Origin of the sequence: Acetobacter sp. AC2005 (assembly GCF_037901235.1) — a bacterium.
GTDB lineage: Bacteria > Pseudomonadota > Alphaproteobacteria > Acetobacterales > Acetobacteraceae > Acetobacter > Acetobacter oryzoeni.
Map to the genome: position 1 here is coordinate 1 of NZ_CP149626.1, position 17,140 is coordinate 17,140.

The window sequence follows — 17,140 nt, forward strand, 5'->3', positions numbered from 1 at the left end:
TTAAGAATTCCATTTCTTTTGATACGAGGGAGGATGAAGTACATGACTGGTTTCAATTTCGAAATGTCATGGATAGTCCTCTTCCAAACAATAACAAGCACATAGACTGGTCTGGAAGACCCGAGCTTGATAAGGCTATAATTGATAAATGTAGCCGTCTGGATGGTAGATGGGTAATATTTGCCAATAGGCCGTGGCAACTTTTGAAAGCGAATTACGCTTTGCAGACTGATGATATCGAGTTCTGCCGTTTTAGAAACATCACGCTACGACACGAAACTCACGCAGATGTCCATATCAGGGCCGCTTGGATCTGGCATACTGCAAACACTGTTCGGCGATTGTGGGAGCCGGATATCGCTAGGATTGGAAAATTTCTTTGGTTTGACTGCGTTTCGGCATGGAGAGATGCTGAAGGGGTGTGTTTGATGAAGTCTGGCTTGCTACCGGCGACCAGAACAGCTCTGCTTATGACCAACATAGGGCGACTGCAGCCTGTCTGCTCAGTGATACAGGAGCAGACAGGCGGATCAGGGGGGAGAACGAACCCGCTGCGCGGGATTGGTGCGGTGTGCAGGTCTGTCACCACGGCGTGAGCGATCTGTTTTATTTGGAACTGTCCTGATCGGGCCAAGCACTCTGGCTTCTTCCCACCAGAAGGAGCCGGATGATGACAGAGTCCCTGTGCATTGCTGCAATCAGTCCCCTTCGCCAGCGCCTGCTTGATGACATGGCGGTGCGGCGGTTCTCCCGGGAGACGCAGCGCAATTACCTTCGCGATGTCGGCCGGTTCGCCACGTTTCTGGGCCGCTCACCCCACACGGCAACAGTCGAGGATGTGCGCCAGTTCCAGATTGCGCAGAACGCGGCTGGCATGCCGACACCGACCATGAATGCCATCGTGTCGGCGCTGCGGTTTTTCTTCACCCAGACGCTCGACCGCCCTATGTGGACGGCCGTTTAAAGGCAATGCTTCACATTGTCTTTCCCATGCAATTTCCAAAACGTATTATTCTACTGGCGGATGATGCATACCGATTTAACGTGAAGACCCGGTCAGATGCGCTCTTATGTCCGGCCTGTTTATGCGACTTTATGCGCTGGCCATCATGGGTGTGCGCTCACGTGTCAGGCACCAATCTCGTATCGCGTGCTCAGGGGCACAGACGGTCGAACGGTATGGCCTGAACTGTTGCTGAATGACAGTCTTCCCATCACGTCGGTTCATACATCCTGCCGGATTTACCGGAGCAAGCTCCGGTGTCCATCGTTCTGCTGGTACAAGTCAGCCTGCTGAAACACTGACACCAGCCGGACGATAGATCTCTTTACGTGACAACAACGCCCAGATGATACGAGCCATTTTATTGGCAAGTGCAACTGTTGCCAGACGCCTTGGACGACGCGCCATGAGTTCGCATAGCCACTGACCCGCAGCGCTATCCCACTTATGGGCACGATGAAGCATGGCCGTCGCACCAAGAACCAGCAACGTTCTTATCTGCCGGTTGCCCGTTTTGGTAATCCTTCCCAGACGGGTTTTACCGCCGGTAGAATGCTGACGAGGCACAAGCCCAAGCCAGGCGGCAAAATGGCGCGCAGAGGCGAAGGAGCCAATATCCGCGACCGAGGCGACAATCAGAGAAGCCGTTATGGGACCGACCCCAGGGATGGTCATCAGCCGACGCGCATCCTCATCGCTTTTTGCACGCGCCCGGATCTGCACTTCCAAAGCATCAATGCTCTGAGCGACCTTTTCGTAATGCTCAAATAACAACATGGCACTCTGCTTCATGGTAGCCGGCAGGTCGGCTGATGTCTCTATTTTTGCCATCAGTTCTGGCAGATGGCGTGTGCCCAGAGGGGCTATCAGCCCGAACTCGGAAGCAAGAGCCCGTAACGCATTACTCAGCATGGTCTGCTGTTTGACCAGAAGAGCGCGGGTAGAATGCAGTGACAACACGCCTTGCTGCTCTTCGCTCTTGATCGGAACACACATCGTATCAGGATGAGTCGCCGCCATGCAGATCGCAGCCGCATCAACAGCGTCGTTTTTCTTGCCTTTTTTGACAAATGATTTGACCCGATCAGGAGGAACCAGTCTGACATCATGACCAATCCTGCTGATCACCCGTGCCCAGTAATGAGCTGACCCGCAGGCTTCCAGAACAACTTCACATGGGTCAAGTTTTGCAAAAAATGCTGAAATTTCACTGCGACCAAGCTTGCGCTTGAAAACGCACTTTCCATTTGCGTCAGCCCCATGAGCCTGAAAAACGGATTTGGCAATATCAAGGCCAATTATGCTAGCTTTCATACGGGCGGTCTCCTCCTGATGGTCAGTGAACCTCCATCATGGCACATTGATGCCGCAGGGAGGCCGTCCACCCCATCTCGACCTTGCACGCAAGCTGGTCCGGGTGGCGCAGCCCCGCAACCTGCCCGTCGTGCTGAGCCGCGATGAAGTTGCCCGGTTGCTCAACGCGACCGTATGCCTCAAGCATCAGGCCGCCCTGTCGGTCGCCTATGGGGCAGGCCTGCGGGTGGCCGAGGTCGCAGCTCTCAAGATCAGTGATATCGACAGCGAGCGCATGCTGCTCAGGGTCGAACGGGGCAAAGGGGGACGATATCGCAACGCCATGCTTCCGGCAGACCTTCTGCCCCTGCTGCGGGAGTGGTGGAAGGCCGGACGCCAGCAGGGCGTGATGCATTCCGGTGGCTGGCTTTTTCCCGGGCAGGACACCATGAGGCCCATCAGCACACGGCAGCTCCATCGTGTGGTTGTCGATGCCGCGCGGGCTGCTTCGATCACCAGACGTGTGGGGCCTCATACCCTGCGGCACAGCTTTGCCACGCACCTGCTGGAGGATGGTGTCGATGTCCGAGTGATCCAGGTTCTGCTGGGTCATTCCCGCCTGGAGACCACGGCCCTTTATACAAAAGTTGCGACACGGACCGTGCGGGCCGTCATCAGTCCGCTCGACAGACTGGGCATGCTGGCGACAACGCAGGCGAGGCCCGACGGCTGATCCCCGGGCGGGGGCGGTCATGTCCGCCTCCCTCGAACTGGGGGACATCTTCCGGGCTGCCGGCCCTGCTTGGCGGTCAGCCCATGCCGGCCGTCTCCCCCTGCAGCAGCTCAAGGTCATGTCGGCGATCGAACACTGTCGCACGGCGGCCCTTGGTGGTCATGTCGCGGCCTGCGGGGACTGTGGACACTGGCGGATCGCCTATAACAGCTGTCGCAACCGTCATTGTCCGCGCTGTCAGGGAAACGCCGCGCGGACATGGCTGGCCGAGCGGGAGGCCGATCTGCTGCCGGTCGGGTATTTTCATGTCGTCTTCACCCTGCCTGCGCGGATCGCCGACATCGCGCTCCAGAACAAGGCCGTTCTCTACGCCCTGCTGTTCCAGGCCGCCTCGGAGACGATGATGACGATCGCCGCCGATCCCCGGCATCTGGGGGCGCGCATCGGCATCACCGCCGTGCTGCACAGCTGGGGTTCGGCGCTGACCCACCATCCCCATGTGCACATGATCGTGCCGGGTGGCGGTCTCTCGCCCGATGGCCAGCGCTGGATCTCATCGCGACCGGCTTTCCTGCTGCCCGTTCGCGTGCTGGGCAAACTGTTCCGCCGCCTGTTCCTGACCCGGCTGCGCGCACTTTTCGATGCCGACCGGCTGGCCTTTCGGGGGCAGCTTGCCCCTCTGGCAGACCGCCGTGCCTTTCTGCGGTATCTGGCCCCTGTGCGCAGCACGCGCTGGGTCGTCTACGCCAAACCGCCTTTTGCCGGTCCTAAAGCAGTGCTGGCCTACCTGTCGCGCTATACCCACCGTGTCGCCATCTCGAACCGCCGCCTCCTGGCGTTCAACGAAAACGGCGTGACGTTCCGCTACAAGGACTACCGGCGGGACACGGCCCATCAGCAGCAGGTCATGACACTCGCCACGGATGAGTTCATCCGCCGCTTCATGCTGCATGTCCTGCCACGGGGATTTCATCGCATCCGCCATTATGGCCTGCTGGCCAGTTCCAGCCGCAAGGCCAGCCTCGCCCGGGTGCGGGAACTGCTCAAGGTCATATCCACACCAGCGCCAGAAGTCCCGGAAGCCGAACCGATCACGCCACCGCCGTGCCCATGCTGTGGTGGTCCGATGATCGTCATCCAGATCCTTCCCCGATGGTGCCAGCCCCGAGGGCCACCACGGGCGACTGATCCGACCGGGGGATCACCATGACAGCCCGCAGATACGACAGCATGACCGATCCCGATGTCGGAGTGGCTCCGCCCCGGCAAACCGGGGCTTCTGTACGCATCACCGGAAAAACCGGGAAAATCGCTGTCTGCACCGCCAGTTCTGTCATCGCGTCATGCAGATCCGGTCATAAAAAACCCGTTCCAGTTCCACAAACGCACCTGTATGCTCTGGCTCAGGCTCTCCCCCGGGTAGCGCCAGTTGCAAATTCCCCATAACTGAGTCCCGGTGTCGCGGGTTCGGTCTTCCCAGACTTTCGTACGCCTCGCGGCGCCCGAAACCCTTCAGGGAAACTGCCTGTCCGTTTTCTGGCTGACTTACACAGGAAACGGCCGAAACATGGCCCTTATAACGACGCGCCATTATTGAAGTGTGCGTTGAAAAACGGTATGGCGATCACGCGTCGATGCACGTCGCTGACTGAACATTTCATTATGCCGCCTGCCCAATGACGACCCCTCCCAGCGCGCTGATACCGACTACCACCAGGGGTGGCGCCCGCCAGACGGTCAGCAGGACGAAACCGACCAGCACGATCCCGAAATCCGCCGCCGACCTGACCGCGCTCGTCCAGACCGGTGTATAGAGCGCCGCCCCCAGCAGGCCCACGACCGCTGCGTTGACGCCGCGCATCGTCGCCTGAACGGCCCGCTGGCTGCGGAAGGTGTCCCAGAAGGGCAAAGCTCCGATCAGGACCAGGATGCCCGGCAGAAAGATGCCGAAAAGACCGAAAGCGGCACCGGCAACACCGTGGGGAGATTGCCCGACGACCGCGCCGAGATAGGCCGCGAACGTGAAAAGCGGCCCCGGAACCGCCTGTGCCGCGCCATAACCGGCGAGAAAGGTGTCGTCGCTGACCCAGCCCGATGTCACGAAAGCCTCGTGCAGCAAGGGCAGCACGACATGACCGCCACCGAACACGAGCGCGCCTGACCGGTAGAAGGCGTCGAACAGGGAAACGCCCTCTGGTGCGCCATGGCAGGCGAGAACGGGCAGACCGAAGAGCAACGCCAGAAAGAGAGCCAGTGCGACGATCCCTGCACGATGCGATACGGGCACTGTAATATGCTCGCCATCTGACGTCTGCACAGAGCGGCAAAGCCACAAGCCGGCGAGGCCCCCGAGAACGATGGCCGCGATCTGGGCAAGCGGTGAGATGGCGAACAGAACGATGAGCGCGGCCGTGACCGCGATCGAAGCTCGCGTCCGGTCCGGACACAGCGTGCGCGCCATGCCCCATACGGCCTGTGCGACGATGGCGACGGCGACGAGTTTCAGTCCATGCAGAAGGCCTGCACCAGTCGGGCCGGCAAGCGCGTTCGCGCCATAGGCGAAGAGGACCAGTATAAGTGCCGAAGGCAGGGTGAACCCCGCCCACGCCGCAAGACCGCCTGCATAACCGGCCCGCATCAGGCCAATGGAAAATCCCACCTGGCTGCTCGCGGGACCGGGCAGGAACTGACACAGCCCGACGAGATCGGCATAGGCGCGCTCATTGAGCCACCGGCGTCGGACGACGAATTCGTCCCGGAAATACCCGATATGCGCGATCGGCCCGCCGAAGCAGGTGACGCCCAGCCTGAGAAAGATGAGGAGCACCTCAAGAGCCGACCCCGGTCTTTCTGGTCCCACGCCACGCGGCACGATCGTCATTGGGTCGATACTTTCTTATTTTCCCGTTCGACAGGAGACAATTCCCATGAACCGGCATTCATGTGAAGCTGCTGATGACAACAAAAAATCATCACTTCTGGCTTGTTGGCGGCCCAGCATCACGGTGTGCCCAGTCATACAATCAGACAGGATACTGACCGCCTCACTGACGGAGCAAGAAACACTGCGGCAACATGCGCCCGAAAACTTTGTCCTTCAGGACGAACTGATGAAAAAGCGCCGCCGCGCCATGGCCTGTCGCAAAGCCCATGATCAGCCAGGCGTTCCACTCATGCAGCGTGTGAAGCCACGTCACGGTTTCCGCCGGGAACCGTGCAAACGGGGATGGGATCAGAAGGCCGAAAAAACTCATCGTCTGCCCGGCACCCCATCGCCAGAAGTAGCCCAGCAAAATTTCCGCCAGAAGCAGCCCATAGAGTGTGTACTCCGCCCCGAGAGCGCATACCCGGTCCACTGGACGGAGAAGGTCCGACAGATGCCGGCCTTTCGTCAGACGCCAGACTATGCGGAACGCCATGATCACCGTCAGCAGGATACCGACGGTCAGATGCGCGACGACCATCAGATGATGGACGGGTTTTGCCGGCCAGTTCCAGGTTTCGCCAAGAGCAAACTGAAGCAGCACCAGAAAGGCGGTGGTCCAGTGAAGGACGATCGTCGGCCTGTCGTAGCGCAGGGTGTCGGTAATGTCCGGCGTTGAACAAGGCATATGCGTCTCGATGAAAAGGAACCCTGGATTCACTTCCATATCATGCTTACCTGACAGGATTCTGAACAGAGAATATTTTACGAAAATATAAATACTATTGAAAATAGCTCGCAATGTCAGAATAAAATGCCTATTGCCGTGGCAAAAACAGGGGCCTAAATCTGGTTTGTATTTATCAGAAGCAACAGGTCACCTTATGTCGCGTCTCCATCCTCTGGCCGAACGCCATGCCGTCGAGAAACTGGGGTGGCTGCGCGCGGCCGTTCTCGGCGCCAATGACGGAACGCTGTCGACCGGCAGCCTCATCGTCGGCGTTGCCAGTTCTCATGCGACACGCGGCAGCATTCTCGTCGCGGGACTGTCCGCGCTTGTCGCGGGCGCCCTGTCCATGGCGGCAGGCGAGTATGTCTCGGTCAGTTCCCAGGCCGATTCCGAACACGCCGACATCGCCCGCGAGAAACAGGAACTGGTCACGGACTGGGAGGGCGAAGTCACCGAACTGGCCGGGATTTATCAGAAGAGAGGGCTGGATAAAGACCTCTCGCGCAAGGTCGCCGTTGCCCTCATGAAGCATGATGCGCTCGGTGCCCATGCAAGGGATGAACTGGGTCTGTCCGAAGCCACGGCGGCACGACCCATACAGGCGGCATTCGCCTCGGCAACCGCCTTTTCATCCGGAGCACTACTGCCTGTGCTGGCGGCGGTTCTGACGCCCGTGGCGTGGGTATCCTGGGGCGTGTCCCTGACGTCCGTCGTGGTTCTCGCTGTTCTGGGGGTCGTTGGCGCGATTGCCGGCGGCGCAGCGCCTCTGCGCCCAGCACTGCGTGTGACGTTCTGGGGTATTGTGGCAATGATCGTCACGGGCGGGATCGGCCGCCTGTTCGGCGTGTGAAGCCGCGTTCCAAGCTCTGAACGAGGCATGTCCTGGGTAGTCTTGACTTCATCCCATATATCCGTGATCGTCGATTTATGGATACAGAATCTGTCCTCGCTGCCCTGAGCGCTCTGTCGCAGTCCACGCGACTGGAGATCTTCCGCCTGCTGGTGCGCCACGAACCGGACGGACTACCCGCCGGAGACGTCGCGCGGCATCTCGATGTCCCGCAGAACACGATCTCGGCCCATCTTGCCACCCTGACCCGTGCCGGCCTGCTGACCTCGCAGCGCCACAGCCGGCTGATCGTCTATCGCGCCTGTCTTCCGCGCCTGCGCGACCTGATGCTCTTCCTCGTCAGAGACTGCTGTGCGGGCAGCCCCGAACTCTGCGCGCCCCTGATCGCGAACCTGTCTTCCTGCAGCCCGAGCCCGGCCTCATGCCCATGACCGTCACTATCTACCACAATCCGGCCTGCGGCACGTCGCGCAACGTGCTGGCACTGATCCGCAATAGCGGCGAGGAGCCCAGGATCATCGAATATCTGAAAACCCCACCGAGCCGCGCGGAACTGTTCGATCTGATCGCCCGTATGGGGGTTCCGGTGCGCGCGGTCCTGCGGGAAAAGGGCACGCCCTTTCACGAGCTCGGCCTCGATAATCCGACCCTGACGGACGATACGCTGATCGACGCCATGATCGCACACCCGATCCTGATGAACCGGCCGATCGTCGTCACCCCCCTCGGTGTTGCGCTCTGCCGTCCGTCCGAGGCGGCTCTGGAAATCCTGCCCAACCCGCAGCGGGGCGCTTTCGTCAAAGAGGACGGCGAGAAGATCGTCGATGAATCCGGAAAGCGGATCTCCTGATGCTGGCTCTTCTGCTTTTCGTTGTCACGCTGGTTTTTGTCATCTGGCAGCCTCGGGGGCTGGGCATCGGCTGGAGCGCAATGGCAGGTGCCGCCGTGGCCTTGGCGGCTGGCGTGATCCACTGGCATGACATTCCTGTCGTCTGGCACATCGTCTGGGACGCGACCTTCACCTTTATCGCGCTGATCGTCATCTCGCTGTTGCTGGATGAGGCAGGGTTCTTCCATTGGGCCGCCCTGCACGTCGTACGCTGGGGCAAAGGGCGAGGCCGGACGCTATTCCCGCTGATCGTGGTGCTGGGAGCGGCCATTGCAGCGGTTTTCGCCAATGACGGCGCGGCCCTGCTGCTGACGCCCATTGTCATCGCTATCCTCACACAACTCCGTCTGAACCATGGCGCGGCGCTGGCCTTCATCATCGCGACCGGCTTTGTCGCGGATACCACCAGCCTGCCGCTGGTGATTTCCAATCTGGTGAACATCGTCAGCGCCAATTTCTTCGACATTCCCTTTGACCGCTACGCCGCGATCATGGTCCCCGTCGATCTGGCTGCCCTTGGCGCGACACTTGCCGTCCTGTGGCTCTATTACCAGCGGCAGGTGCCCCAGACCTACCCCGTCTCTGAACTGCCAGCACCTGTCTCGGCTATTCGTGACCACCTTGTGTTCCGCGCGGCTTTTCCGCTGCTGGCCCTGATTCTGGCAGCTTATTTCCTGACCGCGCCATTTCATATTCCGGTCTGTATCGTGGCCTGCCTGGCTGCCGGCATCCTGCTGGCAGTCGCCGGATATGGCCGGGTGATCCCTGTTCGCAAGGTGCTGATGGGCGCGCCATGGCAGATCGTGATCTTCTCGCTGGGCATGTATCTGGTGGTGTATGGCCTGCGCAATGCCGGGCTGACCGACTACCTTGCGGCCGCACTGGTCTGGCTTGGCCATCAGGGGCCGTTCATCGCCACCATCGGCGCCGGCTTTCTGGCGGCTGTTCTGTCGTCCATCATGAACAATATGCCGAGTGTGCTGGTCGGGGCACTGGCGATCCAGCAGGCGCACGACATCACGCCGCTGACACGCGACCTGATGGTCTATGCCAACATCATCGGCTGCGACCTCGGGCCGAAATTCACGCCGATCGGCAGTCTCGCGACACTGCTCTGGCTGCATGTGCTGGCGTCCAGGAACCATCGGGTCACGTGGGGGCAATATATGAAGGTGGGTCTGGTGATCACACCTCCCGTCCTGCTGGTCACACTCCTGGCGCTGGCCCTGTGGCTGCCTCTAATCAGCCAGCCGTAATGCATGAATGGACCGATATCACAATGACTGAACCTGACTTGCCGGCCCTTCACCCCGAATATCTTGAACAGGTCGATCTCGCGCGGCTGGAACCGCAACCGCGTGTGGACCATCCGCCGCGTATCCTTCTGCTCTATGGCTCTTTACGCCCCCGATCCTTCAGCCGGTTGCTGGTGCTTGAGGCAGAACGCATCCTGAAGGTGCTGGGGGCCGAGACACGGGTGTTCGACCCGACCGGCCTGCCGGTAGCGGATTCCGTGCCCGCAAGTCATTCGAAGGTGCGGGAACTGCGGGAACTCTCGATCTGGTCTGAAGGCCAGGTCTGGTGCAGCCCCGAACGGCACGGCAACATCACTGCCGTGTTCAAGAACCAGATCGACTGGTTGCCCCTGACGGAAGGCTCGATCCGCCCGACGCAGGGCCGCACGCTGGCGGTCATGCAGGTTTCGGGCGGATCGCAGAGCTTCAATTCCGTCAATGCCCTGCGGGTGCTGGGCCGGTGGATGCGGATGTTCACCGTCCCCAATCAGTCCAGCGTGCCGATGGCCTATACCCAGTTCGGTGACGATGACCGGATGAAGCCATCCCCCCTCTATGACCGGATGGTAGATGTCATGGAGGAGCTGATGAAGTTCACATGGCTGCTGCGCGACCGGGCCGACTACCTCGTTGATCGCTACAGCGAACGCAAGGCGGAATTCCGTCTCCCGGAAAGTCTGTGAGCCGGGCAATGGCGGAACAGTTCGATGTTGTGATCGTGGGAGGCGGTCAGGCGGCCCTCGCCGCGTCGTATTTTCTACGACGGACCGGACTGCGTTACGTCATTCTTGATAACGGGACGCAGGCGGGTGGTGCATGGGTGCATGGCTGGGACTCCCTGCATCTGTTTTCACCCGCGTCCTACAGTTCGCTGCCCGGCTGGCCGATGCCAGACACGCCGGATGGCAGCTATCCGACCCGTGACGAGGTGTTGGACTATCTGCACCGCTACGAGGCGCGCTATGCGCCGCCGATCCGCCGTCCGGTCATGGTCGAGTGTGTGGAGCGCGCGAACGGAAAACTTCTGACTGTCAGAACCAGCGCGGGTGATTTTCTTGGCCGTGCGGTTATCGGGGCGACCGGTACGTGGTCAGCCCCCTTTGTTCCCGATGTCGCGGGGCGTGACCTCTTCGGCGGGACGCAACTCCATTCCAGCCATTACCGGAATGCCGCGCCCTTTGCCGGCCGACGTGTACTGGTGGTGGGTGGGGGCAACTCCGGGGCACAGATTATGGCGGAGCTGTCGCTTGTCGCTCAGGCAACATGGGTCACGCTGCATGATCCCATCTTTCTGCCCGATGACGTGGACGGACGGGTCCTGTTCGAGCGGGCGACCGCTCGCGTTCTCGGCGGCCCGTCGGCCATGCCCACCAGCGGCTTTGGCGATATCGTCATGGTCCCACCTGTGTGCGCCGCCAGGGAGCGAGGCGTGCTCCACGCGGTGCGCCCGTTTGTACGTGTGACGGCGACGGGCGTCGTCTGGCCCGACGGGCGGGAAGAAGCCATCGATAGGATCATCTGGTGTACCGGCTTCCGACCCGCGCTCGGTGTATTTGCATCACTCGACGTGATCGAGCCGGACGGCTTGATCCGTGTTAACGGGCAGCAGGCCGTCAGGGAGCCACGTCTCTGGCTGCTGGGTTATGGCTCCTGGTGTGGGCCCGCATCCGCCACGCTGCTGGGCGCCGGCCGTGTCGCCAGATCCATGGTCCGGCAACTGGCGGCCTGGCTTGCGTCGCCGATATAGAAGGTCTGCTTATCGACGCGGAAATCTCACGGAAGGGTTGTACATCGGGTCAGATTATGAAAAAGTCTGTTTTGTAGAAAAGATATTTTCATAAGCAATAAACGAACCCGATGCAGACAGAGTGTAGCGCAGGCGCGTATGAGTTTCCAGCCTCCTGTGGACGGCGTGTTGTGGCCCGTTTTGACGGGGGTCGCATGAGTTCGGATGGGGGCGTCATTCTGGTGAAGCAGGCTGATGACATTCTGGGTCTCAGCCGCCGCTTTGCTGCCTGTTTTCGCGATAAGCGGCATCCCGGCTTTGTGGAATACCGGGTTGAAGACCTTGTCCGTCAGCGGATCATGGGCCTGGCACTGGGCTATGAAGATCTCAATGATCACGATGCCCTGCGGCATGACCTGATCTTTGGTCTGGCCTCGGGCCGTCTGTCAGGAGGCCGGGCAAACTGCGCAGCATTGGCTGGCAAATCTACACTGAACCGGTTGGAGCGCAGTGGGCAGCAGGCAGACCGTTACTGTCGTATCATTGCTGATCATGAGGCTCTGGCCGGGCTGTTCGTCACACTCTTCATGGATCAGCATGACCGGGCGCCTGCCCGGATCATTCTGGATGTGGATGCGACCGACGATCGTATCCATGGTCATCAGGAAGGCCGGGCCTTTCATGGGTATTACGGCCATAACTGCTATCTGCCGTTATACATCTTCTGCGGAGACCATCTCCTCAGCGCTACCCTGCGCACGGCAGACAGGGACCCGGGGAACGAAGCGCTGGCAGACATCAGCCGGATCGTGAAACAGATCAGGAGCCGCTGGCCCCGGGTGCGTATCCTTATCCGCGGAGATAGTGGCTTCGCCCGCGACAGCCTGATGACATGGTGCGAAGACAACCACGTTGACTTTTTATTCGGGCTTGCGGGGAACACCCGCCTGTATGACCGGATTGCCTCCCTGTCCGCCGAGGTTTGTGACGCAGCCACCACAACAGGCAAAGCGGCACGCGGCTTTGCCTCCTTTGACTGGATCACAAAGGACAGCTGGACACGCCGCAGACGGGTCGTGGCCAAGGCCGAGTGGCGCCATGGCAACCGCTATCACCGTTTCATTGTCACCACTCTGCCGCAGGGAACGTCCGAGCCGCGTCACCTTTACGAACAGATCTACTGCGCCCGTGGGGATATGGAAAACCGCATCAAGGAATGCCAGATGGATCTGTTCTCCGACAGAACATCGTCCCACACCATCCGCGCCAACCAGCTGCGACTGTGGTTCTCGGCCGCAGCCTATGTCCTGTTGACCGCTCTGCAAAAGATGGCCCTTGGGCAGACCTCTCTGGAGGCGGCGACCTGCGGCACAATCCGCGCACGGCTGCTCAAAATCGCGACAATCGTAAAGGTCAGTGTCCGTCGGATTGTCCTGTCCATGCCGGACATGTTTCCCAGCCAGCACGAATTCGCCCTCGCTCATGCACGATTGCGAAGGCTTTGCCTGGCGCCCTGACGAAACAGACAGCGCACAGGCCACATAGCTCCCACCAACACTGCCTTCTCAGGCCGTGACACCCTCACTGCGTTCAGAACCCGCCGCCAGAAGTAGAATATCGTCAATATTCCAGATCGGGCTCCTGTGGGATGACTGAATTCTACAAAATAACCCAAAATTTCCTCAAGTGTGAGAAATTCGCGTCGAAACTTTGAGCAAGTCTGAACACGGCCGAGAAGAGGCGAAAACCGACACGATATGTCCGCCCACTGATCACTCCAACGTATAGGTTAGTGGAAATTTCTTGATTTCACCGCGATAAGTTCCGAATGTGCCTCCTGCTGTTGTGTGTCGACATCATGCAATGATCTGTTCGCGACGTCCGCCAGCATGCCTGACAGGTCGGTGATCTCCTTCGCGACCAGATGCACGACGTCACCTTCCTTCTGGAGCATGCCTGTCACAGCCAGCATTTGTCCGCCCAGCACCACACGCCGGTTTGCATCGAACATATCGGCCCAGATGATGACGTTCATGTTGGCCGTCTCGTCCTCCAGCGTCATGAAGACCACGCCTTCTGCCGATCCGGGCCTCTGGCGCACCAGCACAAGCCCCGCCATGGTGAGACGCTTCCCATCCTTTGCGTTCAAGGCGTGCCGACAGGACATGATGTCCCTTGCCTGAAGATCCTTGCGCAGAAAGGCCAAGGGATGATCCCGCAAGGTCAGGCCAAGCCGGTTGTAATCCCGCACCACCTCGGCCCCATCGCGCATGGGCTGGAGCAGCACTTCCGGTTCTTTCGCTTCCTTTGTCACCTGCGCTGCCGCGAACAGCGGCAGCGGTTCATCGCGCAGAGCCTTGATCGCCCACAGCGCCTCGCGTCGTGTCAACCCGAGCGAAGGCCGGAACCCATCCGCTTCGGCCAGATGGGTCAGGGCTGCCGCCTTCACACCGGCCCGACGCCACAGGTCATCGACCGAGGTGAAGGGGCGTGACGCTCGTGCAGCAACAATCCGGGCCGCATCGTCATTGGCTAGCCCCTTGACCAGCCTCATGCCCAGCCGCACGGCGAACATCCCGTCTGATCGCTCCGGTTCTTCCAGAGTGCTATCCCAACGTGAGGCATTTATACAGACAGGCCGGATTTCTACGCCGTGCTCGCGCGCATCACGCACAAGCTGCGCTGGTGCATAGAACCCCATTGGCTGGGAATTCAGGAGCGAGGCCAGAAACACGTCCGGATGGGTGCATTTCATCCAGGATGATGAATAAGCCAGAATGGCGAAACTGGCTGCGTGGCTCTCAGGAAACCCGTAAGAACCGAAACCCTCCAGTTGCTGGTAGATCCGCTCGGCGAATTCCTCATCATACCCATTGGCGCGCATGCCCTCGATCAGTCGTGTCTGAAACTGCGAGACCGTGCCGGTATTTTTGAAAGTCGCCATGGCCCGCCGAAGCTGATCGGCCTCGGCGGCGGTAAACCCCGCACAGATCATGGCGACCTGCATCGCCTGTTCCTGAAACAACGGGATCCCGAGCGTCTTTTTCAGAACCTTTTCCAGTTCAGGTGTCGGATAGTTTTCCGGCTCGATCCCTTCGCGCCTTCGGAGATAGGGATGGACCATATCCCCCTGGATGGGGCCGGGACGCACGATCGCCACTTCAATGACGAGATCGTAGAACACACGCGGTTTGAGACGCGGCAGCATGGACATCTGGGCGCGGGATTCAATCTGGAACACGCCGATCGTGTCAGCCTTCCTGATCATGGCGTAGGTGCGCGGATCTTCGGCCGGAATGCTCTGGAGCGTGAAATGCTGGCCCTTGTATTCGGCCAGCAGGTCCAGCCCTTTCTTCATGCAGGTCAGCATGCCCAGGGCCAGGATATCGACCTTCATGAATTTCAGGACGTCGATATCGTCCTTGTCCCATTCGATGATCTGGCGGGCCTCCATTGAGGCGGGCTCGATGGGCACCAGCTCATCCAGCCGGTCATGCGTCAGCACAAAACCGCCGGGATGTTGTGACAGATGCCGGGGCACCCCGATGAGGCAGCGCGTCAGGTCGAGTGTCAGGCGGATGCGCCGGTCGGACAGATCAATACCGGTGTCATTCAGGGCGTCATTGTCCAGCTTGCGCCCCCAGCCCCAGATCTGGCCCGAGAGAGTTCGGATCAGATCCTCCGGCAGCCCCATCACCTTGCCGACGTCCCGGAGCGCCCCTTTGGCGCGATAGCGGATGACCACCGCCGTCAGCGTCGCCCGGTTACGGCCGTAATGCTCATAGACCCATTGGATGACCTGTTCACGGCGGGCATGCTCGAAATCGACGTCGATATCCGGCGGCTCACCCCGCTCTTCGGAGACAAAGCGTTCGAACAGCAGCGAGTTGCGGGCCGGATCGATGGCAGTAATGCCGAGCACGTAGCAGACGGCAGAATTGGCGGCTGAGCCGCGGCCCTGGCAGAGAATGTCCTGGCTACGGGCATAGCGGACAATGCTGTTCACCGTCAGGAAATACGGCGCGTAGGCCATACGCCCGATCAGGCCGAGTTCGTGGCGGAGCGTTTCCGCCACGTCATTCGGAACGCCTTCTGGATAGGTGCGTGCCGCCCCCTCCCATGTCAGCGCCTCCAGCGCCGCCTGCGGTGTCTGGCCGGGCGCGGAGACTTCATCAGGATACTGATAGGCCAGATCGTCGAGCGAGAAGCGGCAGCGCTCCACAATATCCTGGGTGCGAGCCACTGCTTCGGGATAACGGCTAAACAGCCGGGCCATCTCCTGCGGTGGCTTGAGATAGCGGTCCGCGTGACGTTCGCGGACAAACCCCGCCTCGTCGATGGTGGTGTTGTGGCGGATGCAGGTGACGACATCCTGCAGGATGCGGCGGTCATGGGTGTGGAACAACGCGTCGTTGGTTACAACGGTTGGCACACGTGCCTGATGGGCCAGGTTCGCCAGTTCATACAATCGCATCTGATCATTGGGGCGGCGCAGCAGGGTCAGCGCCAGATAGGCCCGGTTGGCAAAGGCGTCTTTCAGCTTGCGCAGATGCAGGGCGCAGGCATCATCCGCCGTATCCGGGATCATGATAACGATCAGACCTTCACCCCAGGCAACCAAATCCTCCCGGAGCAGATGGCATTTCCCTTTGCCGGCTCGGGCCTTGCCTATGGTGAGCAGCCGACACAACCGGCCGTAGGCCGCGCGGTCGGTCGGATAGACCAGTACCGGCGGGAAATCAGCCAGGTCGAGGCGACAGCCGACGACCAGCCGGACGCCGGTAGCCTTCGCGGCTCCGTATGCCTGCACCATGCCCGCCAGGGAATTGCGGTCACAGATCCCGAGCGCCTCGATCCCAAGCGCTTTAGCCTGTTCGAACAGTTCGATCGGCGACGAGGCTCCACGCAGGAACGAGAAATAGGTCGTGACCTGCAGTTCGGCGTAGCGTGGTGCCGAGATGCTCACCCGAAGATCCCATGCAGGAACCAGCCCTGTGAGCCGGTCTCGCCGTGCTCGCCGTCGCCGGCCCGGTAGAGCCAGAACCGCTCGCCGCTGGTATCCTCCACCCGGAAGTAATCCCGGGCGATGGTCAGTTCCGCGTCATTCTTCCACCATTCGCCAAAGACACGCTCCGGGCCGTCAGCGCACTTCACTTTCCGCCGCACACCACGCCAGATGAAAAATAACGGCGGCTGGTCCGGCAGTTCCGCCATGGCCTGTACCGGCTCAGGTCGTGCCAGCAGCCGGGTAGGGCGTGGCCAGTGCTCCGGCCAGTCCTTCGTCTCCTCAGGCGCCAGTGCAGGCACACGGCAGAAGGAGCATTCAGGCAGGTCACTTTCCACCGGGGCAAACCGGTACAGCGCCTGCGTGCCGACACGGTTGGCCAAGGTGTCGATCAGGTCGGAGACGTCGACCTCTTCCTCGGCGATCAGGGAGGAGACGGTCTGCCTCCGGTCCATCGGTTCGGCCAGTGAGGCGATCAGCACCATGCGCTCAATGCCGAACCCTGGATCAATGTTTTCGATCTTCTCGCACAGCAGCCGGGTCAGGCGTTTGACGTCGCGCACCGGCACGGCGGTCGCCACCCGGATCGCCTCGGTGCGGCTGTCGACGCGATGCAGCAGCAGGTCGACGCGAATTTCTCACACTTGAGGAAATTTTGGGTTATTTTGTAGAATTCAGTCATCCCACAGGAGC

General features: G+C 60.4%; 12 protein-coding genes and 3 pseudogenes. 10 read left to right on the plus strand and 5 right to left on the minus strand.

The genetic code is table 11. From position 1 onward, the window contains the following. Positions 1 to 667 precede the first annotated feature (667 nt). Positions 668 to 946: pseudogene (locus QQM41_RS12980) on the plus strand (phage integrase N-terminal SAM-like domain-containing protein); the annotation flags it as partial. A gap of 339 nt (positions 947 to 1,285) precedes the next feature. Here the strand turns inward: QQM41_RS12980 and QQM41_RS12985 are convergent. Continuing rightward, positions 1,286 to 2,317, minus strand: a complete 1,032-nt coding sequence (locus tag QQM41_RS12985) for an IS110 family transposase (protein WP_237934641.1) — start codon at positions 2,315 to 2,317, stop codon at positions 1,286 to 1,288. Between the two features lie 79 nt (positions 2,318 to 2,396). Between QQM41_RS12985 and QQM41_RS12990 the strand changes: the two are divergent. Both QQM41_RS12990 and QQM41_RS12995 read left to right on the plus strand, forming a co-directional pair. Further along, positions 2,397 to 3,029, plus strand: a pseudogene (locus QQM41_RS12990) (tyrosine-type recombinase/integrase); the annotation flags it as partial. Positions 3,030 to 3,048: 19 nt separating this feature from the next. Next, positions 3,049 to 4,239, plus strand: a complete 1,191-nt coding sequence (locus tag QQM41_RS12995; RefSeq protein ID WP_336763672.1) for an IS91 family transposase — start codon at positions 3,049 to 3,051, stop codon at positions 4,237 to 4,239. 450 nt (positions 4,240 to 4,689) lie between these two features. On the opposite strand, the gene chrA is transcribed toward QQM41_RS12995, so the two are convergent. Together chrA and QQM41_RS13005 are read right to left on the minus strand one after the other, a co-directional pair. Then, positions 4,690 to 5,910: a chromate efflux transporter gene (gene chrA, locus QQM41_RS13000; RefSeq protein WP_039998682.1), complete on the minus strand. Its 1,221-nt coding sequence runs from the start codon at positions 5,908 to 5,910 to the stop codon at positions 4,690 to 4,692. 163 nt (positions 5,911 to 6,073) lie between these two features. Continuing rightward, positions 6,074 to 6,679, minus strand: a complete 606-nt coding sequence (locus QQM41_RS13005) for a cytochrome b/b6 domain-containing protein (protein ID WP_339078176.1) — start codon at positions 6,677 to 6,679, stop codon at positions 6,074 to 6,076. A gap of 157 nt (positions 6,680 to 6,836) precedes the next feature. Between QQM41_RS13005 and QQM41_RS13010 the strand changes: the two genes are divergently transcribed. The 7 genes from QQM41_RS13010 to QQM41_RS13040 all read left to right on the plus strand — a co-directional run bounded on the left by QQM41_RS13010 (position 6,837) and on the right by QQM41_RS13040 (position 12,959). Then, positions 6,837 to 7,532 (plus strand): VIT family protein, encoded by a 696-nt coding sequence (locus QQM41_RS13010; RefSeq protein ID WP_035379753.1) that lies wholly within the window; start codon positions 6,837 to 6,839, stop codon positions 7,530 to 7,532. Between the two features lie 77 nt (positions 7,533 to 7,609). Continuing rightward, positions 7,610 to 7,963, plus strand: a complete 354-nt coding sequence (locus tag QQM41_RS13015) for a metalloregulator ArsR/SmtB family transcription factor (RefSeq protein ID WP_339078177.1) — start codon at positions 7,610 to 7,612, stop codon at positions 7,961 to 7,963. Beyond that, positions 7,960 to 8,382 carry an arsenate reductase (glutaredoxin) gene (arsC, locus tag QQM41_RS13020; RefSeq protein ID WP_070324232.1) on the plus strand — a complete coding sequence of 141 codons (423 nt, stop codon included), beginning with the start codon at positions 7,960 to 7,962 and terminating at the stop codon, positions 8,380 to 8,382. Before QQM41_RS13015 ends, arsC begins: the two co-directional genes overlap by 4 nt. Continuing rightward, the gene (locus QQM41_RS13025; protein WP_339078178.1) at positions 8,382 to 9,677 is read left to right on the plus strand and encodes an arsenic transporter; all 1,296 of its coding nucleotides are present in this window, start codon (positions 8,382 to 8,384) and stop codon (positions 9,675 to 9,677) included. The genes arsC and QQM41_RS13025 overlap by 1 nt, the downstream gene beginning before the upstream one ends. A gap of 23 nt (positions 9,678 to 9,700) precedes the next feature. Continuing rightward, positions 9,701 to 10,399, plus strand: coding sequence for an arsenical resistance protein ArsH (arsH, locus tag QQM41_RS13030; protein WP_025440028.1), 699 nt, complete (start codon positions 9,701 to 9,703; stop codon positions 10,397 to 10,399). An 8-nt stretch (positions 10,400 to 10,407) separates the two neighbouring features. Beyond that, the gene (locus QQM41_RS13035) at positions 10,408 to 11,463 is read left to right on the plus strand and encodes an ArsO family NAD(P)H-dependent flavin-containing monooxygenase (protein WP_339078179.1); all 1,056 of its coding nucleotides are present in this window, start codon (positions 10,408 to 10,410) and stop codon (positions 11,461 to 11,463) included. Between the two features lie 110 nt (positions 11,464 to 11,573). Next, the gene (locus QQM41_RS13040) at positions 11,574 to 12,959 is read left to right on the plus strand and encodes an IS1380 family transposase (RefSeq protein WP_339078180.1); all 1,386 of its coding nucleotides are present in this window, start codon (positions 11,574 to 11,576) and stop codon (positions 12,957 to 12,959) included. A 272-nt stretch (positions 12,960 to 13,231) separates the two neighbouring features. Here the strand turns inward: QQM41_RS13040 and QQM41_RS13045 are convergent, their stop codons facing one another. After that, positions 13,232 to 16,402, minus strand: a complete 3,171-nt coding sequence (locus tag QQM41_RS13045; protein WP_408874588.1) for an error-prone DNA polymerase — start codon at positions 16,400 to 16,402, stop codon at positions 13,232 to 13,234. A gap of 2 nt (positions 16,403 to 16,404) precedes the next feature. Next, positions 16,405 to 17,079 (minus strand): annotated as a pseudogene (locus QQM41_RS13050) (DUF6504 family protein); the annotation flags it as partial. Positions 17,080 to 17,140 lie beyond the last annotated feature (61 nt).

Excerpts from the sequence above, each read along its gene's own strand:
- QQM41_RS12985 (WP_237934641.1), bottom strand. The coding sequence starts at position 2,317 with ATGAAAGCTAGCATAATTGGCCTTGATATTGCCAAATCCGTTTTTCAG.
- QQM41_RS12995 (WP_336763672.1), top strand. The coding sequence starts at position 3,049 with ATGTCCGCCTCCCTCGAACTGGGGGACATCTTCCGGGCTGCCGGCCCT.
- chrA (WP_039998682.1), bottom strand. The coding sequence starts at position 5,910 with ATGACGATCGTGCCGCGTGGCGTGGGACCAGAAAGACCGGGGTCGGCT.
- QQM41_RS13005 (WP_339078176.1), bottom strand. The coding sequence starts at position 6,679 with ATGGAAGTGAATCCAGGGTTCCTTTTCATCGAGACGCATATGCCTTGT.
- QQM41_RS13010 (WP_035379753.1), top strand. The coding sequence starts at position 6,837 with ATGTCGCGTCTCCATCCTCTGGCCGAACGCCATGCCGTCGAGAAACTG.
- QQM41_RS13015 (WP_339078177.1), top strand. The coding sequence starts at position 7,610 with ATGGATACAGAATCTGTCCTCGCTGCCCTGAGCGCTCTGTCGCAGTCC.
- arsC (WP_070324232.1), top strand. The coding sequence starts at position 7,960 with ATGACCGTCACTATCTACCACAATCCGGCCTGCGGCACGTCGCGCAAC.
- QQM41_RS13025 (WP_339078178.1), top strand. The coding sequence starts at position 8,382 with ATGCTGGCTCTTCTGCTTTTCGTTGTCACGCTGGTTTTTGTCATCTGG.
- arsH (WP_025440028.1), top strand. The coding sequence starts at position 9,701 with ATGACTGAACCTGACTTGCCGGCCCTTCACCCCGAATATCTTGAACAG.
- QQM41_RS13035 (WP_339078179.1), top strand. The coding sequence starts at position 10,408 with ATGGCGGAACAGTTCGATGTTGTGATCGTGGGAGGCGGTCAGGCGGCC.
- QQM41_RS13040 (WP_339078180.1), top strand. The coding sequence starts at position 11,574 with ATGCAGACAGAGTGTAGCGCAGGCGCGTATGAGTTTCCAGCCTCCTGT.